The sequence below is a fragment of the Anaerobacillus sp. 63XJN7_5_ISO-PGPR-S23-430 genome (assembly GCF_056173695.1).
In genome coordinates this window covers 2,304,364-2,329,421 of sequence record NZ_CM149686.1, presented here as the reverse complement: position 1 = coordinate 2,329,421, position 25,058 = coordinate 2,304,364, and the positions used below count along the sequence as shown (strand labels likewise).

Annotated in this window: 24 protein-coding genes and 1 other RNA gene; 22 read left to right on the top strand and 3 right to left on the bottom strand. The window is 40.5% G+C overall.

Going from position 1 to position 25,058, the window contains the following annotated elements:
* Positions 1-58 precede the first annotated feature (58 nt).
* The 9 genes from AC0VYJ_RS12295 (at position 59) to AC0VYJ_RS12255 (ending at position 10,110) form a co-directional block, all read left to right on the top strand.
* Positions 59-2,356 (top strand): DEAD/DEAH box helicase, encoded by a 2,298-nt coding sequence (locus AC0VYJ_RS12295; RefSeq protein ID WP_430242909.1) that lies wholly within the window; start codon positions 59-61, stop codon positions 2,354-2,356.
* Positions 2,340-3,581, top strand: a complete 1,242-nt coding sequence (locus AC0VYJ_RS12290) for a ribonuclease H-like domain-containing protein (RefSeq protein WP_475365305.1) — start codon at positions 2,340-2,342, stop codon at positions 3,579-3,581. Before AC0VYJ_RS12295 ends, AC0VYJ_RS12290 begins: the two co-directional genes overlap by 17 nt.
* Positions 3,582-3,596: 15 nt before the next feature.
* A complete protein-coding gene (locus AC0VYJ_RS12285; protein ID WP_194221821.1) occupies positions 3,597-5,501 on the top strand; it encodes a DUF294 nucleotidyltransferase-like domain-containing protein in 1,905 nt (634 codons plus the stop codon).
* Between the two features lie 2 nt (positions 5,502-5,503).
* Positions 5,504-6,226, top strand: coding sequence for a 3'-5' exonuclease (locus AC0VYJ_RS12280; RefSeq protein ID WP_475365304.1), 723 nt, complete (start codon positions 5,504-5,506; stop codon positions 6,224-6,226).
* Between the two features lie 417 nt (positions 6,227-6,643).
* Positions 6,644-7,174: a CotD family spore coat protein gene (locus tag AC0VYJ_RS12275; RefSeq protein WP_194221819.1), complete on the top strand. Its 531-nt coding sequence runs from the start codon at positions 6,644-6,646 to the stop codon at positions 7,172-7,174.
* A gap of 55 nt (positions 7,175-7,229) precedes the next feature.
* Positions 7,230-7,805, top strand: coding sequence for an SLOG family protein (locus tag AC0VYJ_RS12270; protein WP_475365303.1), 576 nt, complete (start codon positions 7,230-7,232; stop codon positions 7,803-7,805).
* Between the two features lie 90 nt (positions 7,806-7,895).
* A complete protein-coding gene (gene gpsB, locus AC0VYJ_RS12265) occupies positions 7,896-8,216 on the top strand; it encodes a cell division regulator GpsB (protein WP_475365302.1) in 321 nt (106 codons plus the stop codon).
* Between the two features lie 147 nt (positions 8,217-8,363).
* An RNA gene (gene rnpB, locus AC0VYJ_RS12260) (RNase P RNA component class B) lies at positions 8,364-8,759 on the top strand.
* A 208-nt stretch (positions 8,760-8,967) separates the two neighbouring features.
* Positions 8,968-10,110, top strand: coding sequence for a THUMP domain-containing class I SAM-dependent RNA methyltransferase (locus AC0VYJ_RS12255; protein ID WP_194221817.1), 1,143 nt, complete (start codon positions 8,968-8,970; stop codon positions 10,108-10,110).
* Between the two features lie 89 nt (positions 10,111-10,199).
* Here the strand turns inward: AC0VYJ_RS12255 and AC0VYJ_RS12250 are convergent, their stop codons facing one another.
* The gene (locus AC0VYJ_RS12250) at positions 10,200-10,445 is read right to left on the bottom strand and encodes a hypothetical protein (protein WP_371017220.1); all 246 of its coding nucleotides are present in this window, start codon (positions 10,443-10,445) and stop codon (positions 10,200-10,202) included.
* A gap of 116 nt (positions 10,446-10,561) precedes the next feature.
* Between AC0VYJ_RS12250 and AC0VYJ_RS12245 the strand changes: the two genes are divergently transcribed.
* Positions 10,562-10,870, top strand: coding sequence for a hypothetical protein (locus AC0VYJ_RS12245; protein ID WP_475365301.1), 309 nt, complete (start codon positions 10,562-10,564; stop codon positions 10,868-10,870).
* 28 nt (positions 10,871-10,898) lie between these two features.
* Complete coding sequence (locus AC0VYJ_RS12240; RefSeq protein WP_283154157.1) at positions 10,899-11,174, top strand: hypothetical protein; 276 nt, start codon at positions 10,899-10,901, stop codon at positions 11,172-11,174.
* A gap of 96 nt (positions 11,175-11,270) precedes the next feature.
* Here the strand turns inward: AC0VYJ_RS12240 and yppF are convergent, their stop codons facing one another.
* Positions 11,271-11,477 (bottom strand): YppF family protein, encoded by a 207-nt coding sequence (gene yppF / locus AC0VYJ_RS12235; protein WP_475365300.1) that lies wholly within the window; start codon positions 11,475-11,477, stop codon positions 11,271-11,273.
* A gap of 164 nt (positions 11,478-11,641) precedes the next feature.
* On the opposite strand from yppF, the gene AC0VYJ_RS12230 reads away from it, so the two are divergent.
* Positions 11,642-13,165 carry a carboxypeptidase M32 gene (locus AC0VYJ_RS12230; RefSeq protein ID WP_475365299.1) on the top strand — a complete coding sequence of 508 codons (1,524 nt, stop codon included), beginning with the start codon at positions 11,642-11,644 and terminating at the stop codon, positions 13,163-13,165.
* A gap of 40 nt (positions 13,166-13,205) precedes the next feature.
* On the opposite strand, the gene AC0VYJ_RS12225 is transcribed toward AC0VYJ_RS12230, so the two are convergent.
* A complete protein-coding gene (locus tag AC0VYJ_RS12225) occupies positions 13,206-13,652 on the bottom strand; it encodes a hypothetical protein (RefSeq protein WP_430242888.1) in 447 nt (148 codons plus the stop codon).
* 142 nt (positions 13,653-13,794) lie between these two features.
* Here AC0VYJ_RS12225 and AC0VYJ_RS12220 point away from each other — a divergent pair, with 142 nt between their 5' ends.
* The 10 genes from AC0VYJ_RS12220 (at position 13,795) to AC0VYJ_RS12175 (ending at position 25,054) form a co-directional block, all read left to right on the top strand.
* Positions 13,795-15,426: a class I adenylate-forming enzyme family protein gene (locus AC0VYJ_RS12220; protein WP_475365298.1), complete on the top strand. Its 1,632-nt coding sequence runs from the start codon at positions 13,795-13,797 to the stop codon at positions 15,424-15,426.
* A gap of 13 nt (positions 15,427-15,439) precedes the next feature.
* Complete coding sequence (locus tag AC0VYJ_RS12215; protein ID WP_475365297.1) at positions 15,440-16,978, top strand: acyl-CoA carboxylase subunit beta; 1,539 nt, start codon at positions 15,440-15,442, stop codon at positions 16,976-16,978.
* Positions 16,979-17,080: 102 nt separating this feature from the next.
* Complete coding sequence (locus AC0VYJ_RS12210) at positions 17,081-18,289, top strand: acyl-CoA dehydrogenase (protein ID WP_475367486.1); 1,209 nt, start codon at positions 17,081-17,083, stop codon at positions 18,287-18,289.
* Between the two features lie 15 nt (positions 18,290-18,304).
* Positions 18,305-19,078, top strand: a complete 774-nt coding sequence (locus tag AC0VYJ_RS12205) for an SDR family oxidoreductase (RefSeq protein ID WP_194221807.1) — start codon at positions 18,305-18,307, stop codon at positions 19,076-19,078.
* 17 nt (positions 19,079-19,095) lie between these two features.
* Positions 19,096-20,265 carry a thiolase family protein gene (locus AC0VYJ_RS12200; protein ID WP_475365296.1) on the top strand — a complete coding sequence of 390 codons (1,170 nt, stop codon included), beginning with the start codon at positions 19,096-19,098 and terminating at the stop codon, positions 20,263-20,265.
* Between the two features lie 12 nt (positions 20,266-20,277).
* A complete protein-coding gene (locus tag AC0VYJ_RS12195) occupies positions 20,278-21,030 on the top strand; it encodes an SDR family NAD(P)-dependent oxidoreductase (protein ID WP_475365295.1) in 753 nt (250 codons plus the stop codon).
* A gap of 18 nt (positions 21,031-21,048) precedes the next feature.
* Positions 21,049-22,665 (top strand): long-chain-fatty-acid--CoA ligase, encoded by a 1,617-nt coding sequence (locus tag AC0VYJ_RS12190; protein WP_475365294.1) that lies wholly within the window; start codon positions 21,049-21,051, stop codon positions 22,663-22,665.
* Between the two features lie 76 nt (positions 22,666-22,741).
* Complete coding sequence (locus tag AC0VYJ_RS12185) at positions 22,742-23,311, top strand: TetR/AcrR family transcriptional regulator (RefSeq protein ID WP_194221803.1); 570 nt, start codon at positions 22,742-22,744, stop codon at positions 23,309-23,311.
* A gap of 82 nt (positions 23,312-23,393) precedes the next feature.
* Positions 23,394-24,278, top strand: a complete 885-nt coding sequence (locus AC0VYJ_RS12180) for a 3-hydroxyacyl-CoA dehydrogenase family protein (RefSeq protein WP_475365293.1) — start codon at positions 23,394-23,396, stop codon at positions 24,276-24,278.
* Positions 24,278-25,054 (top strand): enoyl-CoA hydratase, encoded by a 777-nt coding sequence (locus tag AC0VYJ_RS12175; protein WP_194221801.1) that lies wholly within the window; start codon positions 24,278-24,280, stop codon positions 25,052-25,054. Before AC0VYJ_RS12180 ends, AC0VYJ_RS12175 begins: the two co-directional genes overlap by 1 nt.
* Positions 25,055-25,058 lie beyond the last annotated feature (4 nt).

Below are 25,058 nucleotides of genomic sequence, written 5' to 3'. Positions count from 1 at the left end.
TATCCATTCGAACGCATATTCGCTACAATAGAAATAGAATAATTTTTGAGGTGATCGGATGGAAAGAAAAAAGAAACTGCCCCAGCTACTGGAGATGTTTCAGCAGGAGGAAAAGTATCGATCCAATATTGTTAATTGGAAAACGATTGAACCGAAAGAAGCTAAAACAGCGCCATATCCTGCAGAATTGCAGCCTGAGTTAAAGAAAGCACTTGAAGATAGAGGAGTGCAGCAGCTATATACTCATCAGGCTACAGCATATGAAGAAGCTTCAAAGGGGAACAGTTTTGTCGCTGTTACACCAACCGCCTCTGGGAAAACTTTGTGCTATAACTTGCCTGTTTTGGATACGATCTTGAAGGATCCGTCAAGTCGGGCACTGTATTTATTTCCAACAAAAGCCCTTGCGCAAGATCAAAAAAGTGAAATAAATGAATTGATTGATGAAATGGAAGTGGATTTAAAAGGGTATACGTATGATGGGGACACTTCTCCAACCATTAGACAAATCGTTCGAAAAGCAGGGCACATTGTGATGACGAATCCAGATATGCTGCATTCTGCTATTCTCCCACACCATACGAAGTGGGTTTCTCTTTTTGAGAACCTTAAAGTGATTGTCATCGATGAGCTACATACGTATCGTGGTGTTTTCGGGAGTCACGTAGCCAATGTGATTCGAAGATTGAAAAGGATTTGTCAATTCTACGGAAGTAATCCCATATTTATTTGTACTTCGGCTACGATTGCGAATCCAAAAGAGCTTGCAGAGGAGCTTACTGGTGAAGGAATTACGTTAATTAATAACAATGGGGCTCCTACTGGACGAAAGCATTTTGTTCTTTATAATCCCCCTGTTGTAAATCAAGCCTTGAATATTAGACGATCGGCTACGCTTGAAGCACGAAACTTAGCGGCGGAACTATTAAAAAACAACATTCAAACAATTGTTTTCGCGCGTAGTCGTGTTCGGGTTGAGATCCTTCTCACATACTTACAGCAGCTAGAACAGCGTGAATTAGGACCCCGTTCCATTATGGGATATCGGGGTGGTTATTTACCGAAGCAGCGAAGGGAAATTGAAAGAGGACTTCGAAATGGAGACATTAAAGGCGTGGTAAGCACGAACGCCCTCGAACTTGGTGTGGACATTGGACAGCTTCAAGCGTGCGTGCTGACAGGCTATCCAGGCACCATTGCGAGCACGTGGCAGCAGGCTGGACGTGCAGGTCGCCGTCAAGATGAGTCTGTTGTATTTGTCGTCGCTAGTTCTAGTCCGCTTGATCAATATATGATTACACATCCGGATTACTTTTTTGAACGGAACCCAGAAGAGGCGCGAGTGAACCCCAATAACTTAATTATTCTTGTAGATCATGTTAAATGTGCAGCGTATGAGCTTCCATTTCAACAAGGGGATACGTTTGGTGGGGAAGACATCGAGGATGTTCTTGAGTTTTTAACAGACGAACAGCTGCTTCATCATCGGGCAAATCGCTGGTTCTGGATGAACGATGCATTCCCGGCTCACAACGTAAGCCTTCGTTCTGCTTCGCAGGAAAATGTCGTTATTATTGATCAAACAACGGCTGCTAATGTAAAAGTCATTGGAGAAATGGACAGATTTAGTGCCATGACGCTTCTTCATGAAGAAGCGATTTACCTTCACCAGGGTGTGCAATATCAAGTGGAGCTTCTTGACTATGACGAGAAAAAAGCTTGGGTAAGGGAAGTTGATGTAGATTACTATACGGATGCTAATCTTGCTGTTCAACTGAAGGTTCTAGAAGAAGACAAGCATGAACCGCTCCCACACACCACAGCAACGTATGGAGAAGTTATGGTAAATGCTATGGCAACTATTTTTAAGAAAATTAAATTTGAAACTCACGAAAATATTGGATCAGGTCCGATTCACTTACCAGAAGAAGAGCTTCACACGAATGCTTGCTGGTTCGACTTTCCTGAAAGCTTTGTTCAAACAATGGGAGAAAATCGCTTAGAGGAAGGATTGTTAGGGCTTGGTAACGTTCTTCGTAACGTTGCTCCGCTGTTTGTCATGTGCGATGTATCGGACCTCCATGTGACACCACAAATCAAAGCTGTCCATTCAAACAAGCCTACCGTTTTCTTCTATGATCGCTACCCTGGGGGCATTGGGCTATCGGAGCGAGTTTACAAAGAGCTAGGGGTTATATTAGAAGAAGCCGAATCCATTGTTGTTAATTGTGAATGTGAAAGTGGCTGTCCTTCGTGTGTGGGCGTTTCCGGTGAAACGGGTGAGAATAGTAAGCAAACAGCCATCTATTTACTTGAATATTTAAGAGGTGAACATTCTGATGTCACTGAAAGCTAAATTAAATCGAATGAAAAAGCATATGAACTTGAACGAAGGAGAAGAAGTGGAAGCGAAAGTAGAGCAGCCGATTCACGAAGTGCCTCATTTGAACAAGTGGCGTGATTTAGATGCTCACCCGTTTTTCTTTGACGGAGAATATGCGCTAGTGAGAAAAAAACAGTATCCAACTTCCTATCAGCATGGACGTTACACTTTCCAAGAACTTGAGCAAGTTGTCGAACGCTGGAATCGTCACTATCGTGCACATCCACTCTCCTCAAAACACCTTCAGCCATCCGATTTATTGTTTTTTGATACAGAAACAACTGGCTTAGGAGGTGGGGTTGGAAATACTATCTTTCTACTTGGATATAGCCAGTATACAGAAGAAGGAATTTCTGTAAATCAGTATTTCTTGCCTGGCCCAGGTGCAGAAGTTCCGATGTATCAAGCTTTTTTAGAAGATGTAAAAGAATTGAAGAACCTAGTTACCTACAATGGCAAAGCGTTTGATTGGCCACAGGTGAAAACACGTCATACGCTTATTCGTGAACAAGTCCCGAAGTTACCGCAATTTGGTCATTTCGATCTGTTGCACGGAGCGAGGCGATTCTGGAAAAATGATATGGAGTCTGTTAGACTCGCGAACGTAGAAGAACAGCAGCTAGGTTTTGAACGGGAAGAAGATATTCCAGGCTATTTAGCTCCTATGCTTTATTTCGAGTTTGTAAAAGATCCAGATCCAGAGCTGATCGCAGGCGTGATGAAACACAATGAAGAAGATATCTTATCTTTAATCACGCTATATACTCGTTTGTCTAATCTCCTTCTTGATGTGGAAGGAAAGTCCTTAACAGCTGGTGAACAATACCAGTCTGCTCGATGGTGGGAAGCTGTTGGTGAAGAGGATCATGCGGCTTTACTATATGAAAAGACAACTGGTCGTCATGAACAGGACGCAAAAAAGGCGCTTGCACGGATATATAAGAAGCAGGATAACGTTCAAGAAGCCATCGAGATTTGGCTGACGCTATCACAATCCACAAATGATGAAGAGTGCGATATTGAATTAGCTAAATATTATGAGCATAAAGCGAAAGACTATGAGAAAGCCCTTCACTATGCTCTGTCTGCATACCAAAAGTGGAAAGAGAAGAAACGGATTCTTAAAGATAAAGAAGAGAACGAGCGGCTGCAATATATGAAGCGAATCGAGAGAATTGAGCAAAAAGCAGCTCGCTAACGATAGGAGGTTGTTATGCAGGATTTCTATGAAGTGTTGAAGAAAAAGGAACCATTTCATTCTTTGAGCGATGCTGAAATCGAAAGTCTAATGGAATCAGCACATTTCGCAACTTATCAAAAGGGTGAATTTTTATATCACGAAGATGAAGATACGAATACGCTTTATCTCCTCGTCTCAGGTATTGCTAAAAACATTGTGCACAAAGCGAATGGGCAACAAACGACAATGCGTTTCTACTATCCCGGAGATCTAGTTGGGCTCATGATTATGCTTACAGATGCGTCTATGACGTTTTCTGTTCAAGCTAATGAAGATTGCCAGGTGATTCGAATCAAAAAAGAAGTCATGCTAAAGATCATGACAGAAAACCCTGCCTTTTCACATAATGTTCTCGATACCATTGGTGAACGTATGAGAAGCCTCTATGATGAAATTAAGCAAGAGCGAGATCGGGAGGCCGATGGTGAAAACATCGCCTTGTATAGAACACGAGTGAGCGCGATTATGGATACGAAGGTGACGATCCCACCAACTTATACGGTATTAGAAACAGCTGAGCTCTTTCGAACGAAAAATTATGACGGTGTGATAGTAAGTGAAGATCGTGAAAGTGTTCTTGGTACAATAACACCGCTAGAGGTCATAAATGCACTTACAATGGGACAATTTCAAGATCCTATTCATAAGTGGATGTATCAAAAACCTAATATGGTAGAAGAGGATGCCTTTAGTTATGAAGCATTGGCGTACTTAAAATTTCACAAAGTCTCTTTGCTACCTGTTGTAAAGCGAGATCGTATTGTCGGTATGGTTTCAGCCAAATCTTTCTTAGGGATTCAGGAATCGGCCTATTTGGATCTGTCTTATCGACTATCACGAGCTAAAGAGCTTAATGAAATAATGAATCTTTCACCACCAATACATGAAGAATTCCGCTCATTTATTCAAGAGTTACTTGACGCAAATACGTTGGGTTATGAAATATGTGAGATGATGTCCAATTATAATGATGAAATGCATCGACGCATTATTTTACTTGCAGAGAAGGAAATGATCAGTGAGGGATATGGACGGGCGCCAGTGAACTTTTGCTTCATCGTTATGGGGAGCGAAGGGCGCAAAGAACAGGCTTTTAGTACAGATCAAGACAACGGACTTATTATTGATGATTATGAACACCTCGAGCATAAACAGGAAATTGAAACGTATTTCTCGATATTTGCAAAGAAAATCAATACGATGCTTACGACATGTGGTCTCCCTGAGTGTGAGGGTGGCATAATGGCGAAAAATGAGAAATGGAGACGCTCTCTTTCTAATTGGCAAACAGAAGTAAATCGTTGGATTACTGAAACAGATGCTGAAGAGATCCGGAATTTTACAATTTTTATGGATTTTCGTCCTGTTTACGGAGATTTTGATCTCGCACGAACATTAAGAAGTCGCATTACTGCGCGAATTAAGAAAGCTCAAACGCTTCAAATGCTGTTAATGAAGGATACGATTCGTTTTCGCGTGCCGTTAAATCCTCTTGGAAAGCTTCAACTTCGTGGGAAAGAAAAAACGCTTGATTTGAAAAAAGCTGCTATTATGCAAATCGTGAACGGTATTCGAATTTTTGCAATGAAATATGGAGTGGAAGAAGTTAATACAATCAAAAGGCTTCATGAGTTAAAGAAAAAAGAAATTTTTCATCATCGTGATGTGATCAATATCGAAACATCTCTTCATTACCTTTATACGTTCCGTGTTAGGCAAAACCTTTATCAACTAGAAAAAGGGGTAGAGATTTCGAATCAAGTAAGGCCAATCGAATGGGAAAAAGAAGAGAGAAGGAAAATGAGGGAAGCATTGCTTGTAGCAAAACGGATGCAGCAGGTAAGTGAATTAAGCTTTCGAAGGAATCGGAGTATTTAACAATGTCGTCCATAGGTTTGAAATTATTGCGCTATTATCTATATGATCGTGTGAAATGGCAGAAAAAGATCAAAAGGGACAAGGATTTACCAGTTTATGATCGCTTACAGGAGTCTCTGTTATTATATCAAGAATCAAGCAGTCGATATTTTACCGTTTACGATCTCGAAACGACGGGTTTTTATCCAGCTATCGGAGATGAAGTTATTTCGATCGGTGCGGTGAAAATCGATCTTGTTGAAGGAAGGATTCTCGAGGAAACTTTCTATCGAATTGTTCGCCCTATTCATAAAGTACCGCGAGTTGTTAGACATCTAACGGGTCTATCCATTGATGAAATAAGAGCGGGATGGACATTTATTGAAGCATTTGAAGAATTTATGGCGTTTAGTAAAGGGACGACTCTTATTGCTCATCCCGTTAAATTTGATGTTTATTTTCTACAAACACTCGTTCAAAAATGGGGGTTGCCAGATTATTTACCACCTTATTTGGATTCGGAAGCACTGGCGAAGGAATTATTTCCTCGCAGTAATCCGCAGCTTGATTCGTTGATAAGGAAATTAAATATTGAACGTCATGAACGTCATCATGCCCTAAACGACGCAAGAATGACAGCGGAGCTTTGTTTGAAAATGTTTCACAAATTGGACATGAAAGACGGTCATGAACAAGAAATAAGACGGCGAATTGCTAGAGATAATCTCGTATTTGGTAGGAAATAGCTTCATTTTCCTAATTATTCCCCGGGCAAGCGCACAAAGAGATGATATTCGACGATTTCTTTTAGAAAACATGTAGAAACACCGTTTACAATTGTCGTCTCTTGTTGTAACTTTGAGTAGTATATTGAAGTTTCTGTTTTTTTAAGAAAAGGATTCAGATTTGATGTAATGGAGAGATGGTAATTGAAGCAGGTCATTATGGTAATGTTTTTTATGGTAATTGCGTTAACAGTGGTCGTTATGAGTCAAATTAGTGAGTCGGCCCAGATTTATAGTGACAATGAAGTAGTCGTACAAAAATAGGCGTGGAAATTGCGTTTGTATTGAGGAAATAAGGACGAATACACAGTACATGTACATCGTGATCAACATAGGCTAGTAGGGAATTCACCAATTTAAGAAGGGGGAACCTACACTATGTTTCATAGACATCATCGCATGGGCCCGAATGGGAATATGCCAAATCAGGTAAGTCCAGCAATGCAGGGACCTAACGCGAATATGCCAAATCAAGTAAGTCCAGCAATGCAGGGTCCAAATGCGAATATGCCAAACCAGGTGAGTCCGGCCATGAAAGGCGGCATGCCAGGTCAGGTAAGTCCAGCAATGCAAGGTCCTGGAGGTCCATGTCCGACAAGTCCTGTTGTATATCCGACAAAATGTTGTGTCAAAAATCACTATTATAAGCACAACGTAGATCATATTCATCCTACGCATATTAAAAACGTCCATCATCACATGTATGAGCACAATCATAGTTATCCTTTAACAGAGTCAGAGGAAGTGCTAGCTTCACACATGAACAATTATCCGCCACCACGCCCGACAGGCGCAATGCCGGCTGGATACGCACCTACTAATCCTTCCCAAGTAGCAGGAGCTATGCAAGGACCAAATGGCAATGGTATGCCAGGTCAAGTAAGTCCTGCTCAAAAGAGAAGAAAATAACGAAATAATGAAACGAACTGGTCTTCCAGTTCGTTTTTACATAGGAGGTGTCTAAGTGGCAAACGTTTTACTTGTTACTGGCTATAAGGCACACGAACTAGGAATATTTAACGACGATCATCCTGGACTTCCAATTATAAAGGCGGCCCTTCAGAGTCGCATGTCTCAGCTTATCGAAGAGAGAGATTTTGAGTGGATACTAATCAGTGGGCAAACTGGTGTTGAGCTCTGGGCTGCTGAAGTTGCACTTGATTTAAGAGAAATGTATCCCGATTTAAAGCTAGCCGTTTTAACGCCATTCCTAGACCAAGAAAGTAAATGGAAAGAGCCTACTCAAGAATACTATCAAATGATCATGGGAGAAGCTGACTTTGTTGAATCAATCACAAGTCGACCTTACGAAAATCCAGGGCAATTGAAAGCAAAGAATGAATTTCTCGTTCGTAAGAGTCATGCTATGCTCGTATTATATGACGAAGATACGCCTGGTTCTCCTGATTATTACTTGAAAGAAGCAAAGAACAGACAGAGAACGGATGAAGGTTACGAAGTTTTTACCATCACACCTATTGACCTTGATTTATTAGAGCAGGATTTACGTGAAAGTAATCCCGATTTCTACAGTCAATAAGGAGAATAGAAGAGATTCCGATTGACAAGAGGAAGCTCTTTTGGAAGAATAAAATAAAGACAATAACTGCATACATACAGAGGTGATAAAATGGCAGAGCAACAACCGACTCAATTAACAGCTAAAGATATTCTTGAAAAAGATTTTAAAAGCGGATTTCGCGGTTATGATCAGGATGATGTCGACAAGTTTTTGGACGTAGTAATTAAAGATTATGAGCGTTTTGAAAATGACATTGAACAGCTGAGACAAGAAAATACGCGTCTTAGAAGAGAGATGGATCGTATGTCTGAGCAACAAAAGAGACAGCAGACGCGTACTCAAACGCAGCCTGGAAATACCAATTATGATATCCTAAAACGACTATCAAACCTAGAGAAACACGTTTTCGGTAGTAAGTTGTACGAATAAACCACCAAACGGCGGTTTATTTTTTACAGTTATAAAAATTTCAATTACCGTACTATACTAATATAAATAAACATAACAATTCTTTAAGCAACCTTGCATCATTGTAGAATATAAGATATAATTGCTTTTGCTGTCCTAACAATGATAACGTTCGGGTAGTCGCTGTATGTCGCAATTAAGTGGCATGTAGAGGAAAGTCCATGCTCGCACGATCTGAGATGATCGTAGTGTTCGTGCCTGATGAAACAATAAGTCAGGGTAGTCCAATTGGGCTAACGGCGGGGAAACGGCCTAAGTTCTTCACGGATAAGGCCCGAATACTCTGAAAGTGCCACAGTGACGAAGTCTTAATGGAAACATTAAGAGTGGAACGAGGTAAACCCCACGAGCGAGAAACCCAAATTATGGTAGGGGAGCTTTCTTGAAGGAATTGAACGGAGAGAAAGCCAGGCGGTGAGGACGCGTCTGGAGATAGATGATTACCACCTGAGTACGAGGGGAGACCCGTTCGCAGTACGATGGAACAGAACATGGCTTACAGAACGTTATCATCTTTGATGAAAAGCCCTTAAGGGGCTTTTTTGTACGTTAAGGCTATGAATGCGCATGGATTGGAAAGCATAATAAAAAGACTTAAAAGAATACATTCTCTCCTCCACGCGAAATAGGTCTAACATGAAACTATTTATTTTTGTATGATAATAGGGTAAACCTACGTTACATAAAAGAGCAAAAGATTGGAGTGGGTAAAATGGCGAAAATGGAACTAATTGCAACGGCCACCATGGGGCTCGAATCATTGGTTGCTCGTGAAGTAAAGGATCTTGGTTTTGAAAATGTACGTGTCGATAACGGAAAAGTCACTTATGAAAGTGATGAAATTGGAATCTGTCGATCGAACTACTGGTTAAGAACAGCTGACAGGGTTAAGCTTAAAGTCGGGGAATTCAAAGTAACGACATTTGATGAGCTTTTCGAAGCAACGAAAGCACTCCCGTGGGGAGATTTACTACCCGAAAATGCTGAGTTTCCCGTAAGTGGTCGATCTGTAAAGTCGACATTATATAGTGTTCCGGACTGCCAGGCGATTGTCAAAAAAGCGATCGTAGAGAGCATGAAGGAAAAATATAACGTTTCGTGGTTCGATGAAGATGGACCACTATTTAAAATCGAAGTTGCGATTCACAAGGATACGGCTATTCTTACAATTGATACGAGTGGCAAAGGCTTGCACCGTAGAGGGTACAGGTACCTCCATAGTGCAGCTCCACTTAAGGAAACTATGGCAGCAGCAATGGTGATGCTAACAAATTGGAATGCAGATAAACCATTCATGGATCCATTCTGTGGATCAGGAACCCTTCCAATTGAAGCAGCTATGATCGGCCAAAACATCGCACCCGGTTTTAATCGAGAATTTGCTTCTGAAGATTGGGAGTGGATCGGGAAGAAGCGCTGGGAAGAAGCTATGATTGAAGCGGAGGACCTTGCAAATTACGATCAACCTCTTCACATTTTTGGTAGCGACCTTGACCCTAAAATGGTCGACCTTTCTAAGAATAATGCTCTTGAAGCTGGATTTGGAGATATGATTCAATTTAAGCAGATGCAAGTTACGGATGTTAGCTCTAAGTTTGAGTATGGTACTCTCATCGGAAACCCACCGTATGGTGAGCGTCTTGGTGAAAGAGAAGAAGTGGAAGACATGTATCGAAAGATGGGAAAAGCCTTCCGTGAGCGTCTTGATACATGGTCTGTTTATATTCTAACGTCACATCCTCGCTTCCAAGAAGTTTATGGAAAGAGATCAACAAAGAACCGCAAACTCTACAATGGTGATATCAAAACGCATTACTATCAATACTTTGGACCGAGACCGCCAAAGAAAGATTAATATAATAAGACTGTAAAAAACACCTCTCTAGTGACGAGAGGTGTTTTAATTTGGATTTTTTGATAGTAATTATCTTTTATAACAGGTCATTATACTTTTTCAACAACATAAGCACGTTTATCCCGAAAGTACTTCTCACCTTCATCAGAAGAATGTTCAAAAAAACCTTCCACTTCATGGGTCACCTTATACTCACGTTCCGGATCAGAAAAAAGTTGTGAAGCATTACTTGAAAGTAAAAGAACATCCGTCGTTGATACAAAGCTATCCAGTTCTTTGGCGGTATAGTGTTCACCTGGTTTTAGCGTATTGATTCGATGTTGTCTCATTTTCATTTTTCCTCCCCTTAACTTATGATGTACTTATTTGTTCCCACGTCTAATAGACATTTAAACGGAATAATATGTATATGGTATAAAAGAGCTAAAGAAACAAGGGAGGGGTGAAATGAATGAAAAAAACTATGTCTATTATCATCGTCGTATTGGGGTTCGTAATGTTTCATACAAATCCTAATCAGACTGATTATAGTAGGTGGGTAGGGGATCAACTTAAAAAAGACCAAAATGCGCTTATGGAAATAGGCGTCGATTTGGCTGTCATTCCATATGTTGAAGCAAATACCACTAGAACGAATATGTACGTGTTTTCTGTATATCGAACAAAGTTATGGAATGATAAAGAAATAGTAGCTTATGGATTATTTAATCATTTTTACATAAATAAAGAAAAATTAGAAATTATTATAGACGAATCATAAAATATCGTGTATTCTTTCCGGGTCGGGAATGACGGAAGGAGGGTTTACAATCGAGTTTATTGGTCTTATTGTACCTATTGCAGTCGCCATATTTCTAATAATGGACGCCCCAAAGCATGATAAGAATCCCTGGTTATGGGGAGTATTAGGATTCCTATTTACATTTCTTACACTTGGAATTTATCTACTTAAAACGGGACGTAAAGTGGCTGGGTGGATTTTTATAGCGCTTTCTATATTATCAATTATTGCAACAATTGCCCTTATTGGTCTGGTGATTGCAATTATTATGAATGCTGTATAAAGAAGTTTGGAAATGTAGAAAAGCCATGGGCAGCATTGCCCATGGCTTTTCATGTACGTATCATTAGTAACTTATGGTAGGATAGAACAAGAGGGATTAAAAGGCTTTCATTTCTTCATGCGTGAAGTACTCTGGTTTCTTTGCGCCTTGTGAGTGGAGCTCTTTAAAATAGGTTTGATACTCATATAAAGAAATCGAACCTTGTAAATAATTCACCTGGATAAAGTCGAGTAGTTCGTCTGCACTAGCAGGCTTTCTTCCTTTTTCCTGATCAAATGTGTTTATCAGATTTTGCAATGACATCTGAATCCCTCCTTGAACTATTGAGCTTATCCAAAGGATAACATGAGAAAGTTTATATTCATTATTTTAGAATTTTTTAACTTCCGACAAATCCTTACATAGTTAAACGAGATATGTCGAATTTATTTTTATGAAGGAAATTACTTTTTAAGGAGTTGAACGATTTGGCAACAGAAATCAAACAAACCGAGCAGGAATTTTTAAATTATGTAAAGAAAATGACGAGTTTTAATGAAGCGATTGGGGTTATGTATTGGGATCTCCGCACTGGCGCACCAAAAAAAGGTGCTGAACAGCGCTCTGAGGTTATTGGAATGATGTCTTCTGAAGTTTTTGAAATGTCGGTATCTCCTGAAATGAAGGGGTATCTTGATGAGCTTACAAAGGAAGACCAGCAAACTGAATTAAGTGAAATCACTCGTAAAACGGTAGAAGAGTGCCGTAAAGACTACGATCGGAACATAAAAATTCCTGCAGAAGAGTACTCTGAATATGTCATTTTAAGTTCGAAAGCAGAGACGATCTGGGAAGAAGCGAAGGAAAAAGCTGACTTCGAATTGTTTAGACCGTATCTCGAAAAGCTTGTTGCATTCAATCAGAAATTTGTCGAATATTGGGGATACGATGAAAATAAATATGATACGCTGCTTGACCTATTTGAACCAGGTGTAACAGTGAAAATGATTGATCGCGTATTTAACCAACTTAGAGAACATATTGTGCCACTTGTACAACAAGTTGTTAATGCAAGTGATCAGCCCAAAACTGACTTTTTGTTTGAACATTTCCCACAAGATAAGCAACAAGCCTTCAGTATGGAAGTATTGAGGAAAATGGGGTATGACTTTGACGCTGGTCGTCTTGATACGACGGTTCATCCATTTGCAACTGGACTGAATCCTGGTGATGTGCGTGTTACGACGAAGTATGATGAAGGTGATTTTCGCACAGCAGTATTTGGTACGATTCATGAGGGCGGTCATGCTTTATACGAACAGAATTTATCACCCAAATTGATTGGCACGCCTTTATGTACTGGTACGTCTATGGGGATTCACGAATCACAGTCTCTTTTCTGGGAAAACTTCGTGGGTCGTCATCAATCATTTTGGAAAAACAATTACGACAAGCTTAAAAGCTATTCAACTGGACAGTTTGATGATGTTTCATTAGAAGATTATTACCGTGCCATTAACGTTGCGGGTCCTTCTTTGATTCGAATTGAAGCAGATGAAATGACGTATGCGCTGCATATCATGGTTCGTTACGAAATTGAAAAAGGATTGATTAATGGAGAAATTGAAGTGAAGGATTTGCCAACGATCTGGAACGAAAAAATGGAGCAGTATTTAGGCATTACTCCAGATAACGATGCGGTCGGCGTTCTTCAGGATGTCCACTGGTCAGGTGGCTCATTTGGTTATTTCCCTTCCTATGCGCTAGGGTACATTTATGCGGCTCAAATTAAGAATGCTATGTTAAAAGACATCCCACAATTTGATGAGCTATTAGAACAGGGTGACTTGGTGCCTATTAAAGAATGGTTAACAGAAAACATCCATCAGTACGGTAAGCTAAAGCAACCAATTGATATTATTAAAGACATTACTGGCGAAGGGCTAAATGCTGAATATTTGATTCAATATCTTGAAGAGAAGTATTCACAAGTTTATCGCCTGCAAAGATAATAGATTAAAAATCCTGCCGGCAAGGCAGGATTTTTTTCAATTAATCTGTCGATAGAGCTTCATATTCGTTTTCGTTAACACCAACGAATCCATTAAGAATGACCGCAGCAAATAGTGGAGTACGCTCTTTCAATTCTTCTACTGTATATAGTCCTGAGAAATATTGAACGATTAACCCATCAATCATCGCTACAAATGCGCTAACGCCTTCACGGTAGTGAAGTGGCCAATATTCTTTATCTGGATCGAGCGCCATAAATCGATCTCTTAGATATAGGAGCATTTCGTCAAAAGCTCTTTTAAATTCTTCTGGTTCTTGATTCTGAGCTTGTTTCCCCATTTCTTCCGTTAGTTTAGGAAGGTTCTGTTCGTTGTAGTCCATTGAGCCATATATGAAATTCTCTACAAATTCTGGAACGGTTTCACCTTTGCAGTCATCGGTGAATTTTTCATATTCTTGTGTGAGCTGGTATAAGTTTTTATTCATCTTCATTCTTCCTTTCAAAGTGATAAAACACTATTTCCCAATTTTATCTATGTAAAACATGAATTTTATATTGAATAGTGAGAACGGCTACATGTATGATAAACGAAAGACATACCATACGGTCAGTATGAAGGAGGCTATTATGAAAAAAATGAAAACGAGTTGGCCAGAAGCTGTTCCAGTAACGTTAGAATACTTAAATGGGAAAAAGCCGCTTCATGAATATCTTGCATTAAATGCCGAAGTTTCACCAAATCAAACAGCAATCCATTACTATGGTTACGAATTGACATGGAAGGAATGGAGTGAGCGATCAAATCAATTGGCTAATTATTTGGCAAGGATCGGGGTAACGAAAGGCGATCACGTGGCAGTATTTATGCAAAACTGTCCGCAATATCTTATTTCCCATTATGCGATCCAAAAGCTCGGGGCAGTTGTTGTACCATTAAACCCAATGTATAAATCATCAGAGCTTTCATATTTAATAAGCGAAGGAGATATCAAAGGTATAGTATCCGGCCTAGAACTATTGCCAATGCTTCACGAAATGGAAGATAGTCTCTCCTTTATTGTTACGGTTTCTTATCAATCACTTATTCAGCAGGAAAATCTCTCTCTCGTACCGCAAGAATTACTTAACTCCGAGGAAGCCTCAAGGTTTACGACTCTTGAATCACTTTTTGAAACAGAATCGAATCTATTTCAGTCTGCTAAAGTTCAATTAGATGACGTTTCTCTGATGGTGTTTACATCTGGCACAACAGGAAGACCGAAAGCAGCTATGTTAACTTATGAAAACGCTTTATATAAAACCGCTGCAACAATGACATGTAATCAAGTAGGGGAAGGTGAAAAGCTACTGGCCAATGCCCCGTTATGTCATATTGCTGGAATGGTTATGGGCGTCAATCTTCCAGTTTATAGTGGCAATGAAACGGTGTTACTAAGTCGATTTGACCCAGAAACCGTAGTTCGTACAATTGAGGATCATCGTATTACAATGTGGTATAGCATTGCTCCAATGAATGGAGCGATCATGCAAATACCAAATATTGAACAGCGTGATTTTACTTCCCTTCGACTAAACCTAGCGACGAGTTTCGGGCTCCAAGTAACTGAAAAACTAGCAAATCAATGGAAAGAAATAACGGGCGGTTTGCTTTATGAAGCTTCTTATGGATTGAGTGAGACGCATACATGTGACACTTTTATGCCAAAAGAAAACATTAAGTATGGGAGTTGTGGCATTCCGATTCATCATACTACCATTAAAATCGTCGGTCTTGAGAGTGGGGATGAGCTACCACCTTATGAAGAAGGAGAAATTATTATTCAAAGCCCTGGTGTGTTTAAAGGGTACTACAATCGACCCGAAGAGACTGCGGCTACGCTTAAAAACGGATGGGTTCATACAGGCGACATTGGTCACCTTGATGAAGAAGGATATTTGTATTTTAAAGGTCGAGTAAAAGAAATGATAAAGAGCTCAGGATATAGCGTTTTTCCAGAAGATGTAGAAGCACTAATGAATGAACATCCAGCCATTATGCAAACAGCTGTTATCGGAATACCTGATCAGCAAAAAGGAGAAATCATTAAAGCTGTCATTGTCCTTGACCCTAACGATTCAAATCGATCTATAGAAGAATTATTAGCATGGGCGAAAGCTCATATGGCAGCTTATAAAGCACCAAAAGTGATTGAAATTCGAAAGAGCTTACCCGCAACATCTTCAGGTAAAGTATTGAGAAGACTGTTAAAAGATAGATAAGGAGAGTGAGATTATGGAGAATATTGTAGAAGAGTTAAAGAATCGTAGAGTTTTTGCAGAGCGTATGGGGGGACAACATAAAATCGACGCGCTTCATGCAAAAGGTAAAAAGACAGCTAGGGAGCGAATTGCCCTACTAGTTGATGAAGGGTCCTTTCTTGAACTTGGTAAATTAACCTCGTCTGATATTCCAGGACTAGAGGAAAAAAGTCCAGGTGACGGTGTGATCTGTGGAGTTGCTCGGGTAGATGGACGCCCGATAGTAGTTCAAGCTGGTGATAAAACAGTATTTGCAGGTACAGAAGGTGCTGTCCATATTCGAAAAACAAAAGCTGCTCACGCGTATGCATTAAAGAGAGGTTTACCATTAGTTAATTTAAGTGAAGGGGGAGGTCTCCGAATGCCAGATGGAATGGGCTCTGATGGTATTAGTGATAAGCTTTTCCCTCAAGAAATGTTAATGCATCATCGTGAAGTTCCGATGGTCACAGCGATTTTAGGTGATAGTTTCGGAGGACCAACATGGCTAGCGGTGTCTTCGGATTTTGTGACACAGCTGAATGGGACGTGCATGGGGGTAGCTGGTCCAAGAATGCTTGAGATTGCAACTGGAGAGAAAATAACAGAGAATCAGCTAGGAGGTGTTGAAATTCATCATAAGCACACAGGTCAGATTGATCAATCTGCAGACTCGGAAGAGGAATGCATTGATCAATTGAAGTTATTCTTAAGCTATCTTCCTTCGCATAGTGAAGAGGAACCACCATTATGTCACAATGAGGATTCGCTCGAAAGGCGAGTTGATCAGCTACTTTCAATTGTTCCAGAGAAACGGAATCGTGCGTATAACATGAAAAAGGTGTTGAAAGAGTTAGTCGATAACGGGGAGTTCTTTGAACTTAAACCCGAGTTTGGACCTGCTCTCTTAACTGTTCTATCAAGAATAGGAGGAAGGACAGTAGGGATTATTGCAAATCAACCGATGAAATATGCAGGTGCTGCTGGTGTACAGGAATGTGAAAAGGCGACTGATTTTATCTGTATGTGTGATTCATTTCATATACCTTTGATTTTCCTTCACGACATTCCAGGGTTCCGAGTAAGTTCCGAAGCAGAAAAGGGAAAAATCCCGACGAAAATTATGATGTGGAATCAGGCTCTAGCGCAGTCCACGGTTCCGAAACTTTCCGTAGTCATCAGAAAAAGTGTAGGGGCAGCTTACGGGAATATGTGTGGCCCAACAATGGGAGCGGATTTTGTCGTCGCCTGGCCATCAGCAGAAATTAATTTTACTGGACCAGAAGTTGGTGTGAATGTCGTTTATGGCAGAGAATTAATGCAATCTGAAAATCCGAAACAGGATCGAGAGAAGCTTTTAGAGGAATGGAGCTTTGATAGTTCTCCTTATAAAGCAGCCGCGAAGCATTTAATCGATGATGTCATTGATCCAGGCGAAACGCGGGTGTTTCTTGCCAGAACCCTTGAACTGGCGTGTTATAAAAACGGTTCAAAAAGCAATAGAAATTTAGCTAATTGGCCAACAGGATTTTAAATTTTAACATTTGTATTGAATATTTTGAATAATAAATTTATAATTATTACAAGAACATACCAACCGGTTAGTTAGATAACTGGTAAAAGGAGCCAACAAATGATGAATTTCGACTATTCAGAGCGTTGCTTATCGTATCTTGAAAAATTAACGGCATTTATGGATGAGAATGTATACCCTAATGAAAAAGTCTATGAAGAACAGCTTTCAGCGCAAGATAGTAGGTGGTCTGCCATTCCACCAATTATGGAAGAGTTAAAACAGAAAGCGAAAGATGCTGGATTATGGAATCTTTTTCTTCCAGATAGTGAGTATGGCGCAGGTCTTACCAATGCTGAATATGCTCCTCTTTGTGAAGTAATGGGGCGTTCTATGATTGGGCCTGAAGTATTTAACTGTGCGGCACCTGACACTGGAAATATGGAAGTATTAGTCCGTTACGGAACAGTCGAGCAAAAAGAACAATGGCTTGAACCTCTTCTTTCTGGGGACATCCGCTCCTGTTTCTCAATGACAGAACCTGATGTTGCGTCATCTGATGCTACAAATATTCAAGCACGAATCGAACGTGATGGTGATGAGTACGTTATCAACGGAACAAAGTGGTGGTCGTCAGGTGCAGGTGACCCTAGGTGCAAAATTGCTATTGTAATGGGCAAAAACGATCCGAACGCATCAAAGCACGAACAGCAGTCGATGATTCTTGTTCCTCTTGATACGAAAGGGGTGACAATAAAACGTGTTCTTCCTGTCTTTGGGTATGACCACGCACCGCACGGACATGCTGAAATTGAATATAAAGATGTTCGAGTACCAGCTACAAACATGCTATGGGAAGAAGGAAAAGGTTTTGCAATTGCTCAAGGGCGACTAGGTCCTGGTCGAATTCATCACTGTATGAGATTAATCGGTACGGCAGAGCGCGCACTTGAAGATTTATGTAAGCGCGTACAAGAACGAGAAGCGTTCGGGAAGAAAATATCTGAGCAAGGTGTTGTTCGAGAATGGATCGCTGATTCTCGTATTGAAATTGAACAGGCAAGACTTCTTACCTTAAAAGCGGCCTATATGATGGATACAGTTGGGAACAAAGAAGCGAAAGCAGAAATTGCGATGATCAAAGTAGTGGCTCCTAATATGGCGCTTCGTGTTATTGATCGCGCCATCCAAGCTTTTGGCGGTGCTGGAGTTAGTGATGATTATACGCTAGCTGCTCACTGGGCTAATGCGAGAACGCTAAGACTGGCTGATGGTCCGGATGAAGTGCATCGTAGCGCAGTAGCAAGACAAGAATTGAAGAAGTATAGATAACGAGGGGGATATAGGATGAACGTTATGCAACTGTTTGACTTAACTGGTAAGACTGCGATTGTTACAGGAGGTGGAAGAGGACTTGGTAAGCAAATCGCAGAAGGATTTGCAGAAGCTGGAGCTAATGTAGTTATTTGTTCAAGGAAACGAGAGGCTTGTGAAGCTGTTAGTGAGGAGCTACAGAAAGCCGGAGTAAAGTCTCTAGCTTTTGAATGTGATGTAACGAATCAAGAGCAAGTTCAGCATGTTGTAGATGAAACGATGAAAGAATTTGGTCGTATTGATATTCTTGTCAATAACAGCGGTGCATCATGGGGTGCGCCAGTCGTTGAAATGCCACTTCAAGCATGGCATAAAGTTATGGAAGTTAATGTAACTGGGACATTTCTCTTTGCACAGGCTGTTGGAAAAGAAATGATTAACCAAAAAAGTGGAAAAATCATTAACATTGCTTCTGTCGCAGGTCTTGGTGGTGCTGATCCACGCTATATGGACGCGATTGGTTATAACACGAGTAAAGGAGCCGTTATCACATTTACAAAAGACCTTGCTGTAAAGTGGGGTGGCTATAACATAAATGTTAATGCGATTGCACCAGGATTCTTCCCTACAAAAATGTCGAAGGGATTGATTGATGCAGGTGGCGAAAAAATGTTAGAAACGACTCCACTTAATCGCTTTGGTTCAGATGATGATCTAAAAGGGGCAGCACTATTTCTAGCATCAAATGCTTCTAATTATGTAACAGGAGATATTTTAATTGTTGATGGTGGACAACATGCAATGTAATGGGGGAGGAAGCTAATATGAAACGTGATGCAGTTATTGTCTCAAGCGTAAGAACACCTATTGGTAGGCAAGGAGGAGCGTTTGCTGGGATTCAAGCACACGAGCTTGGGGCAATCGCTCTTAAGGAAGCCGTTGCTCGAATCAATTTGGAGGTTGAATCAATCGATGATGTGATCTTTGGAAATGTTATTGGAGGTGGCGGAAATATCGCTAGACTGACAGCATTGCAGGCTGGTCTTCCGCTTTCTATACCAGGTTTAACAATCGATCGACAGTGCGGATCCGGACTGAATGCGATTAATCTTGCTGCACAGGCGATTAAATCGGGAGACGGAGACGTTTATATTGTCGGAGGGGCAGAAAGTATGAGTCAAGCGCCTTATTTAATGGAAAAGCCTTCAAAACCATATAGTACAATGCCACCACGCTTTATGAAATCCAGGCTTTCCCCTCATGAAATTGGAGATCCTCCAATGGGAATTACAGCCGAGAATTTAGCAGAGAAATATCAAATTTCTAGAGAAGAACAAGATGAGTTTGCACTAAGAAGTCAGGAACGAATGGGTAAAGCTATGGTAGAGGGATATTTTGACTCGCAGATTGCTTCTGTTCATGTTCCTGTTCGTAAGGGTGACCCAATTGAAGTGAAAAAGGATGAACATCCTAGACCCGAAACTACTTTGGAACGGCTTTCTTCCTTGGCACCTGTCTTCAAGAAGGGAGGATCGGTGACAGCTGGATCTAGCTCAGGCTTAAATGATGCGGCATCCACTCTCATTGTCATGTCGCGTGAAAAAGCAGAGCAGCTCGGTTTGAAACCACTTGCCGTAGTTAAAGGATATGCTGTAAGCGGAGTAGATCCTAATATTATGGGAATTGGACCTGTTCCTGCTACAAATAAAGTTATGCAGCAAACTGGATTATCTCTTGAGGAAATGGATTTAATTGAAATTAATGAAGCGTTTGCTGCACAGGTACTTGCATGTGATCGAGAACTTAACATGAACCATGATGTACTGAACGTCAATGGAGGCGCTATTGCTCATGGTCACCCATTAGGGGCAACAGGAGCGATTTTAGCCACAAAGGCAGTTTATGAGCTTGATCGTAGAGATGGAAAATATGCGCTGATTACAGCTTGTATTGGTGGAGGTCAGGGGATCGCTACAATACTTGAAAGAGAATAAGGGAGGCGTAAAATGAGGCTGCAGGATAAAATCGCGATTGTTACTGGAGGCGGAGGAGGAATTGGAAGAGCGACTGCCATTCGCTTTGCAAATGAAGGGGCGAAAGTAGTTATCTCAGATATTCACTCTGAAACTGGAGAGGAAACTGTCGAACAAGTGAAGGAAATGGGAGGTGATGCCATTTTTGTAAAAACAGACACAGCAAATGAAGGAGATATGAAAGCGCTTGTAGAAGAATGTGGAAAGCATTATGGTGGACTCGACATTCTTTTTAATAATGCTGGTGTTAGTAATGAAGAAGTAAAGTTAGCTGATATGTCCGTTGATGAATGGGACCGTGTCGTGTCGATTAATTTACGAGGCGTTTTTCTAGGAATGAAATTCAGTATTCCGTTAATGGAAAAAAGAAATGGTGGTTCCATTGTTAATACATCTAGCCTTCTAGGACTAAAGGGGAAAAAATTCATGGCCCCTTACAATGCCTCTAAAGGCGGGGTGATTACATTAACGAAAAATGCTGCACTTGAATACGGAGGTAAGAATATTCGAGTGAATGCTGTGTGTCCAGGTGTTATCGATACGAATATTGTTACACCATGGAAGGAAGACGATCGTAAATGGCCCATTATCTCAAAAGCCAATGCGCTAAAAAGGGTAGGACAACCAGAAGAAATTGCAAGCGCCGTGCTGTTTCTAGTCTCGGATGAGGCCTCATACGTAACAGGAACTAGCCTTCTTGTTGACGGAGGAGGATTAACGTTTTAATTATTCGGAGGTGTAAGCATGAACGAGCAAAAGAGTTGGTTTAAGCATTACCCTGAATCGATTTCCAGTACGATTGACATTCCGAACATTTCACTTCAAGATATGTTAATGAAAACAGTGAACGATTATCCAGATCATGTTGCGCTATCTTTCTATCAGAAAAAAATAACGTACCGTGAGCTGGGGCACTTTTCTTCAGCATTTGGTTCTGCGCTTCAGAATACCTCTCAAATGCAACCAAAAGATCGTGTCGCCCTCATGCTGCCTAACTGTCCACAGTTTGCTATTAGCTACTATGGTGTATTAAGAGCAGGAGGAACCATTACACAAATTAATCCAATGCTCGTTGAACGCGAACTTCAGTACATATTAGCGGATTCAGGTGCGGAAACGATTGTGATCTATGATGCCCTTTATCCAAGATTAAAAGCGATACAGAATGAAACGAATGTGAAAAACGTTATTGTTGTTTCCCTTCAGCCTACTGAGGTATCTTTCGCTCCAGATATGACCTTTGACCAATTTATTCAAAGCTCAACTCAGCAACTAAACGAAATTTCTGTCGATCCAAAGGAAGAAATCGCCGTACTTCAATATACTGGTGGGACAACTGGGAGATCAAAAGGAGCAATGCTCACTCATCGTAATCTAATTGCAAATGTAGAGCAAAGCCTTGAATTCTTTAAAGGAGAGTTTATCTTTGGTGAAGAGAAGTGCCTAACGGTCATTCCGTTATTTCACGTTTTTGGAATGACGTCTTGTATGAATTTGTCAATTCGAATTGGTGCGGAGAGCGTGATTTTACCAAGATTCGATGTTGATGAAGTATTGAAGACGATCGAAACCGAAAAACCAACAATGTTTCCAGGCGTCCCAACGATGTATGTAGGACTTACAAATCATCCTGATGCAGAAAAGTATAATCTCGGTAGCATTCGGACCTGTAATAGCGGAAGCGCCCCAATGCCCGTTGGATTAATGAAGGAATTTGAGAGGAAAACTGGGGCTAAAATACTCGAAGGATATGGATTGAGTGAAGCTTCACCGACGACTCATGTAAATCCACCATTCGGTGAACGTAAGCCTGGTAGTGTTGGAATTGGGTTTCCTTCAACGGAGTATAAGGTTGTCGATCTAGGTGAAGGGAAAACAGAGCTTCCGATTGGTGAGTCAGGGGAGCTGGTGATTAAAGGACCACAAATTATGAAAGGGTACTGGAACATGCCAGAAGAAACGGCTAATACATTGCGAGATGGTTGGCTATATACAGGCGATATTGCAAAGATGGACAGCGATGGGTATATTTCCATTATTGATCGCAAAAAGGACCTTATTATTGCTAGTGGGTATAATATTTATCCGCGTGATATTGAGGAGGTTCTATATGAACATCCTGCTGTTATGGAAGCTGTCATAGTAGGTGTTCCGGATCCTTATCGTGGTGAAACTGTCAAAGCGGTTATCGTTAAGAAGCCAGGAGCTGAATTAACAGAGCAAGAAGTTGTTTCTTATTGTCAGGATGAAATGGCTCCATACAAAGTGCCAAAGATCGTCGAATTCCGTAGCGAGCTCCCTAAAACTAGCGTAGGGAAAATTTTAAGAAGATCCATTCGCGATGAAGCACGTCAAGTATAGCTAAGGATGCTTCTGAGTAGCCTCCATATGATATAATCTTAATCAATGAACATTGATAGATTGAGAGGGTACTAGCATGAAACACAAACTGACTGTCAAAAGTATTGAGCTTTTTGAGAAGCAAGGCTTTAGTGAAACGTCAATTCAAGATATTGTCGATGCCATTGGCGTAACGAAGGGCACATTTTATTACTATTTTAAGAGTAAAGAAGAATTGCTGATGGATATTCACTCTTCTTATATCGACGGAATGATTAAGCAACAAAAGGAAATTTTAGAAGATGTGTCGAAAGATTGTAAAACTAAGCTATACGATATGGTGTACATGTTAATTCACAACGTCGAATTAGAAGGTCATAGTGCACGAGTTTTCTTCCGTGAGATGAAAAACTTGAAAGAAGAAAACTTAGCCGAAATTCTTCCAAAGCGTGATCAAATTCGCTATTACTTTCAGGATCTCTTAAAACAAGGTGTTGAAAACGGAGAATTCAAAAGTGATCTCAATATTGGGATTGTGACGTTTGCCATTCTTGGCATTACAAACTGGACGTATCAGTGGTATAAACCAAACGGTCCAGTTTCAGATAAGGAAGTAGCTAGCATTTTTGTGGATATGGTACTAAACGGAATAGAGGAAAGCGAATAAGCTTTCCTTTCTCATTTCACTATAATGTAAACGCTTTCGACCCAAACATTCTAACCGGTTAGTTAATTAAGGAGGAAAAGGTATGAAAATCGATGAAGTCAAGAACATTACAGTATTGGGAGCAGGTTCAATGGGTCACCAAATTGGGATGCTTTGCGCACTTGGTGGCTATGAAACAACCATTCAAGATATCAATGAAAAAGCACTAAAAGAAGCTGGAGAAAAGCTTGAAGGAATTATGTCAAAGTGGGTTTCAAAAGGGAAGATAACCGAACAACAAAAATCAGCAGCATTTGAACGCCTCCAATTCACGACTAGTCTTGAAGAAGCTGCTGTTCGAGCTGATTTTATCATTGAAGCAATTGTAGAGAAGTTAGATGTGAAACGAGAGGTATTTGAAAAGCTCGATCAACTAGCAGATCCGAATACAATTCTTGCTACGAATAGTTCAACGATTGTGAACTCGTTAATTGCGTCCGCAACGAATCGTAAAGATAAAGTAGTGAATATGCACTTTTTCTTCCCACCACTAGTGATGGATTGTGTGGAAGTTGTTATGAGCGATGCAACGTCGGAAGAAACAGCTAAGCTTACAATGGCTGTTTGTGAGCAAATTAATCGAACAGGTGTATTGTTAAAGAAAGAGATTTCCGGTTTTGTTGCGAATCGTATTCTTGGTGCCTTACAAAAAGAAGCGATGTATTTATATGAGGAAGGCATCGCTGATTTTGAAGATATTGACCTCATCTGTAGAAAAGCCTTAAATCATCCGATCGGTCCGTTTGAATTGATGGATTTATCAGGAATTGATGTAGGTTATTACGTGATGCAGCAACGCTATAATGAAACAGGTAATCCAGAGGATAAACCTTCAAAGGCGATAGAAGATAAAGTGAAAGCTGGAACATTAGGAAGAAAAACAGGTAAAGGCTGGTATGACTATACAAAAGAAGGAGTGAAAAATTAATGAAAATGGTAACGTATGAAATTCATGAGAAAACAGCGGTTGTGACGATTAATAATCCCCCTTTAAATGTGATGAGTAAGCAAGTATCTACAGAACTTTTTGAAGTATTTACAGAGTTAGAAGCCAATCAAGATGCTGTTGCAGTGATTTTAACAGGTGCTGGTAATAAAGCATTCATGGCTGGTGCAGATATTAAGGAATTTCCTGAGTGGATTGGACATACAGGGTTTAAAGATATCGTGATGGAAACTCATCAGGTATTAAACTATCTTGATCACTTTCCTAAGCCAACAATTGCGGTTCTTAATGGTTTAACATTCGGCGGTGGATGTGAACTTGCGATGACATGCGATATGCGTATTGCTGAAGAGCATGCTCAACTTGGACTTCCTGAAATAAAGCTAGGTCTTTTCCCAGGTGGTGGGGGAACTCAGCGGCTCCCTAGACTGATTGGAGAAGCAAAAGCAAAAGAAATGATGTTTACAGGAGAACCGATTTCTGCAGAAGAAGCCGATCGATATGGCCTAGTAAATCACGTTGTACCGTCGGGCCAGGGAATGGCTTATGCGCAGGGGCTTGCTGCCAAAATAACCGGACAATCCCTACAGGCTTTATCACGAATTAAACACGCTGTGAATAAAGGAGCTCATCTTCCAATTGAATCAGCTGTTGAGCTTGAGGCGGAATTATTCGAGGAAGTTTTCCAAACAGATGACATTAAAGAAGGCGTTCAAGCATTTATCGAAAAGAGAAAGCCTGCTTTTACTCATAAGTAATAGA

Coding starts and splice junctions, on each gene's coding strand:
- AC0VYJ_RS12295 (WP_430242909.1), top strand. CDS start 59: ATGGAAAGAAAAAAGAAACTGCCCCAGCTACTGGAGATGTTTCAGCAG.
- AC0VYJ_RS12290 (WP_475365305.1), top strand. CDS start 2,340: ATGTCACTGAAAGCTAAATTAAATCGAATGAAAAAGCATATGAACTTG.
- AC0VYJ_RS12285 (WP_194221821.1), top strand. CDS start 3,597: ATGCAGGATTTCTATGAAGTGTTGAAGAAAAAGGAACCATTTCATTCT.
- AC0VYJ_RS12280 (WP_475365304.1), top strand. CDS start 5,504: ATGTCGTCCATAGGTTTGAAATTATTGCGCTATTATCTATATGATCGT.
- AC0VYJ_RS12275 (WP_194221819.1), top strand. CDS start 6,644: ATGTTTCATAGACATCATCGCATGGGCCCGAATGGGAATATGCCAAAT.
- gpsB (WP_475365302.1), top strand. CDS start 7,896: ATGGCAGAGCAACAACCGACTCAATTAACAGCTAAAGATATTCTTGAA.
- AC0VYJ_RS12255 (WP_194221817.1), top strand. CDS start 8,968: ATGGCGAAAATGGAACTAATTGCAACGGCCACCATGGGGCTCGAATCA.
- AC0VYJ_RS12250 (WP_371017220.1), bottom strand. CDS start 10,445: ATGAAAATGAGACAACATCGAATCAATACGCTAAAACCAGGTGAACAC.
- AC0VYJ_RS12245 (WP_475365301.1), top strand. CDS start 10,562: ATGAAAAAAACTATGTCTATTATCATCGTCGTATTGGGGTTCGTAATG.
- AC0VYJ_RS12240 (WP_283154157.1), top strand. CDS start 10,899: ATGACGGAAGGAGGGTTTACAATCGAGTTTATTGGTCTTATTGTACCT.
- yppF (WP_475365300.1), bottom strand. CDS start 11,477: ATGTCATTGCAAAATCTGATAAACACATTTGATCAGGAAAAAGGAAGA.
- AC0VYJ_RS12225 (WP_430242888.1), bottom strand. CDS start 13,652: ATGAATAAAAACTTATACCAGCTCACACAAGAATATGAAAAATTCACC.
- AC0VYJ_RS12220 (WP_475365298.1), top strand. CDS start 13,795: ATGAAAAAAATGAAAACGAGTTGGCCAGAAGCTGTTCCAGTAACGTTA.
- AC0VYJ_RS12215 (WP_475365297.1), top strand. CDS start 15,440: ATGGAGAATATTGTAGAAGAGTTAAAGAATCGTAGAGTTTTTGCAGAG.
- AC0VYJ_RS12210 (WP_475367486.1), top strand. CDS start 17,081: ATGAATTTCGACTATTCAGAGCGTTGCTTATCGTATCTTGAAAAATTA.
- AC0VYJ_RS12205 (WP_194221807.1), top strand. CDS start 18,305: ATGAACGTTATGCAACTGTTTGACTTAACTGGTAAGACTGCGATTGTT.
- AC0VYJ_RS12200 (WP_475365296.1), top strand. CDS start 19,096: ATGAAACGTGATGCAGTTATTGTCTCAAGCGTAAGAACACCTATTGGT.
- AC0VYJ_RS12195 (WP_475365295.1), top strand. CDS start 20,278: ATGAGGCTGCAGGATAAAATCGCGATTGTTACTGGAGGCGGAGGAGGA.
- AC0VYJ_RS12190 (WP_475365294.1), top strand. CDS start 21,049: ATGAACGAGCAAAAGAGTTGGTTTAAGCATTACCCTGAATCGATTTCC.
- AC0VYJ_RS12185 (WP_194221803.1), top strand. CDS start 22,742: ATGAAACACAAACTGACTGTCAAAAGTATTGAGCTTTTTGAGAAGCAA.
- AC0VYJ_RS12180 (WP_475365293.1), top strand. CDS start 23,394: ATGAAAATCGATGAAGTCAAGAACATTACAGTATTGGGAGCAGGTTCA.
- AC0VYJ_RS12175 (WP_194221801.1), top strand. CDS start 24,278: ATGAAAATGGTAACGTATGAAATTCATGAGAAAACAGCGGTTGTGACG.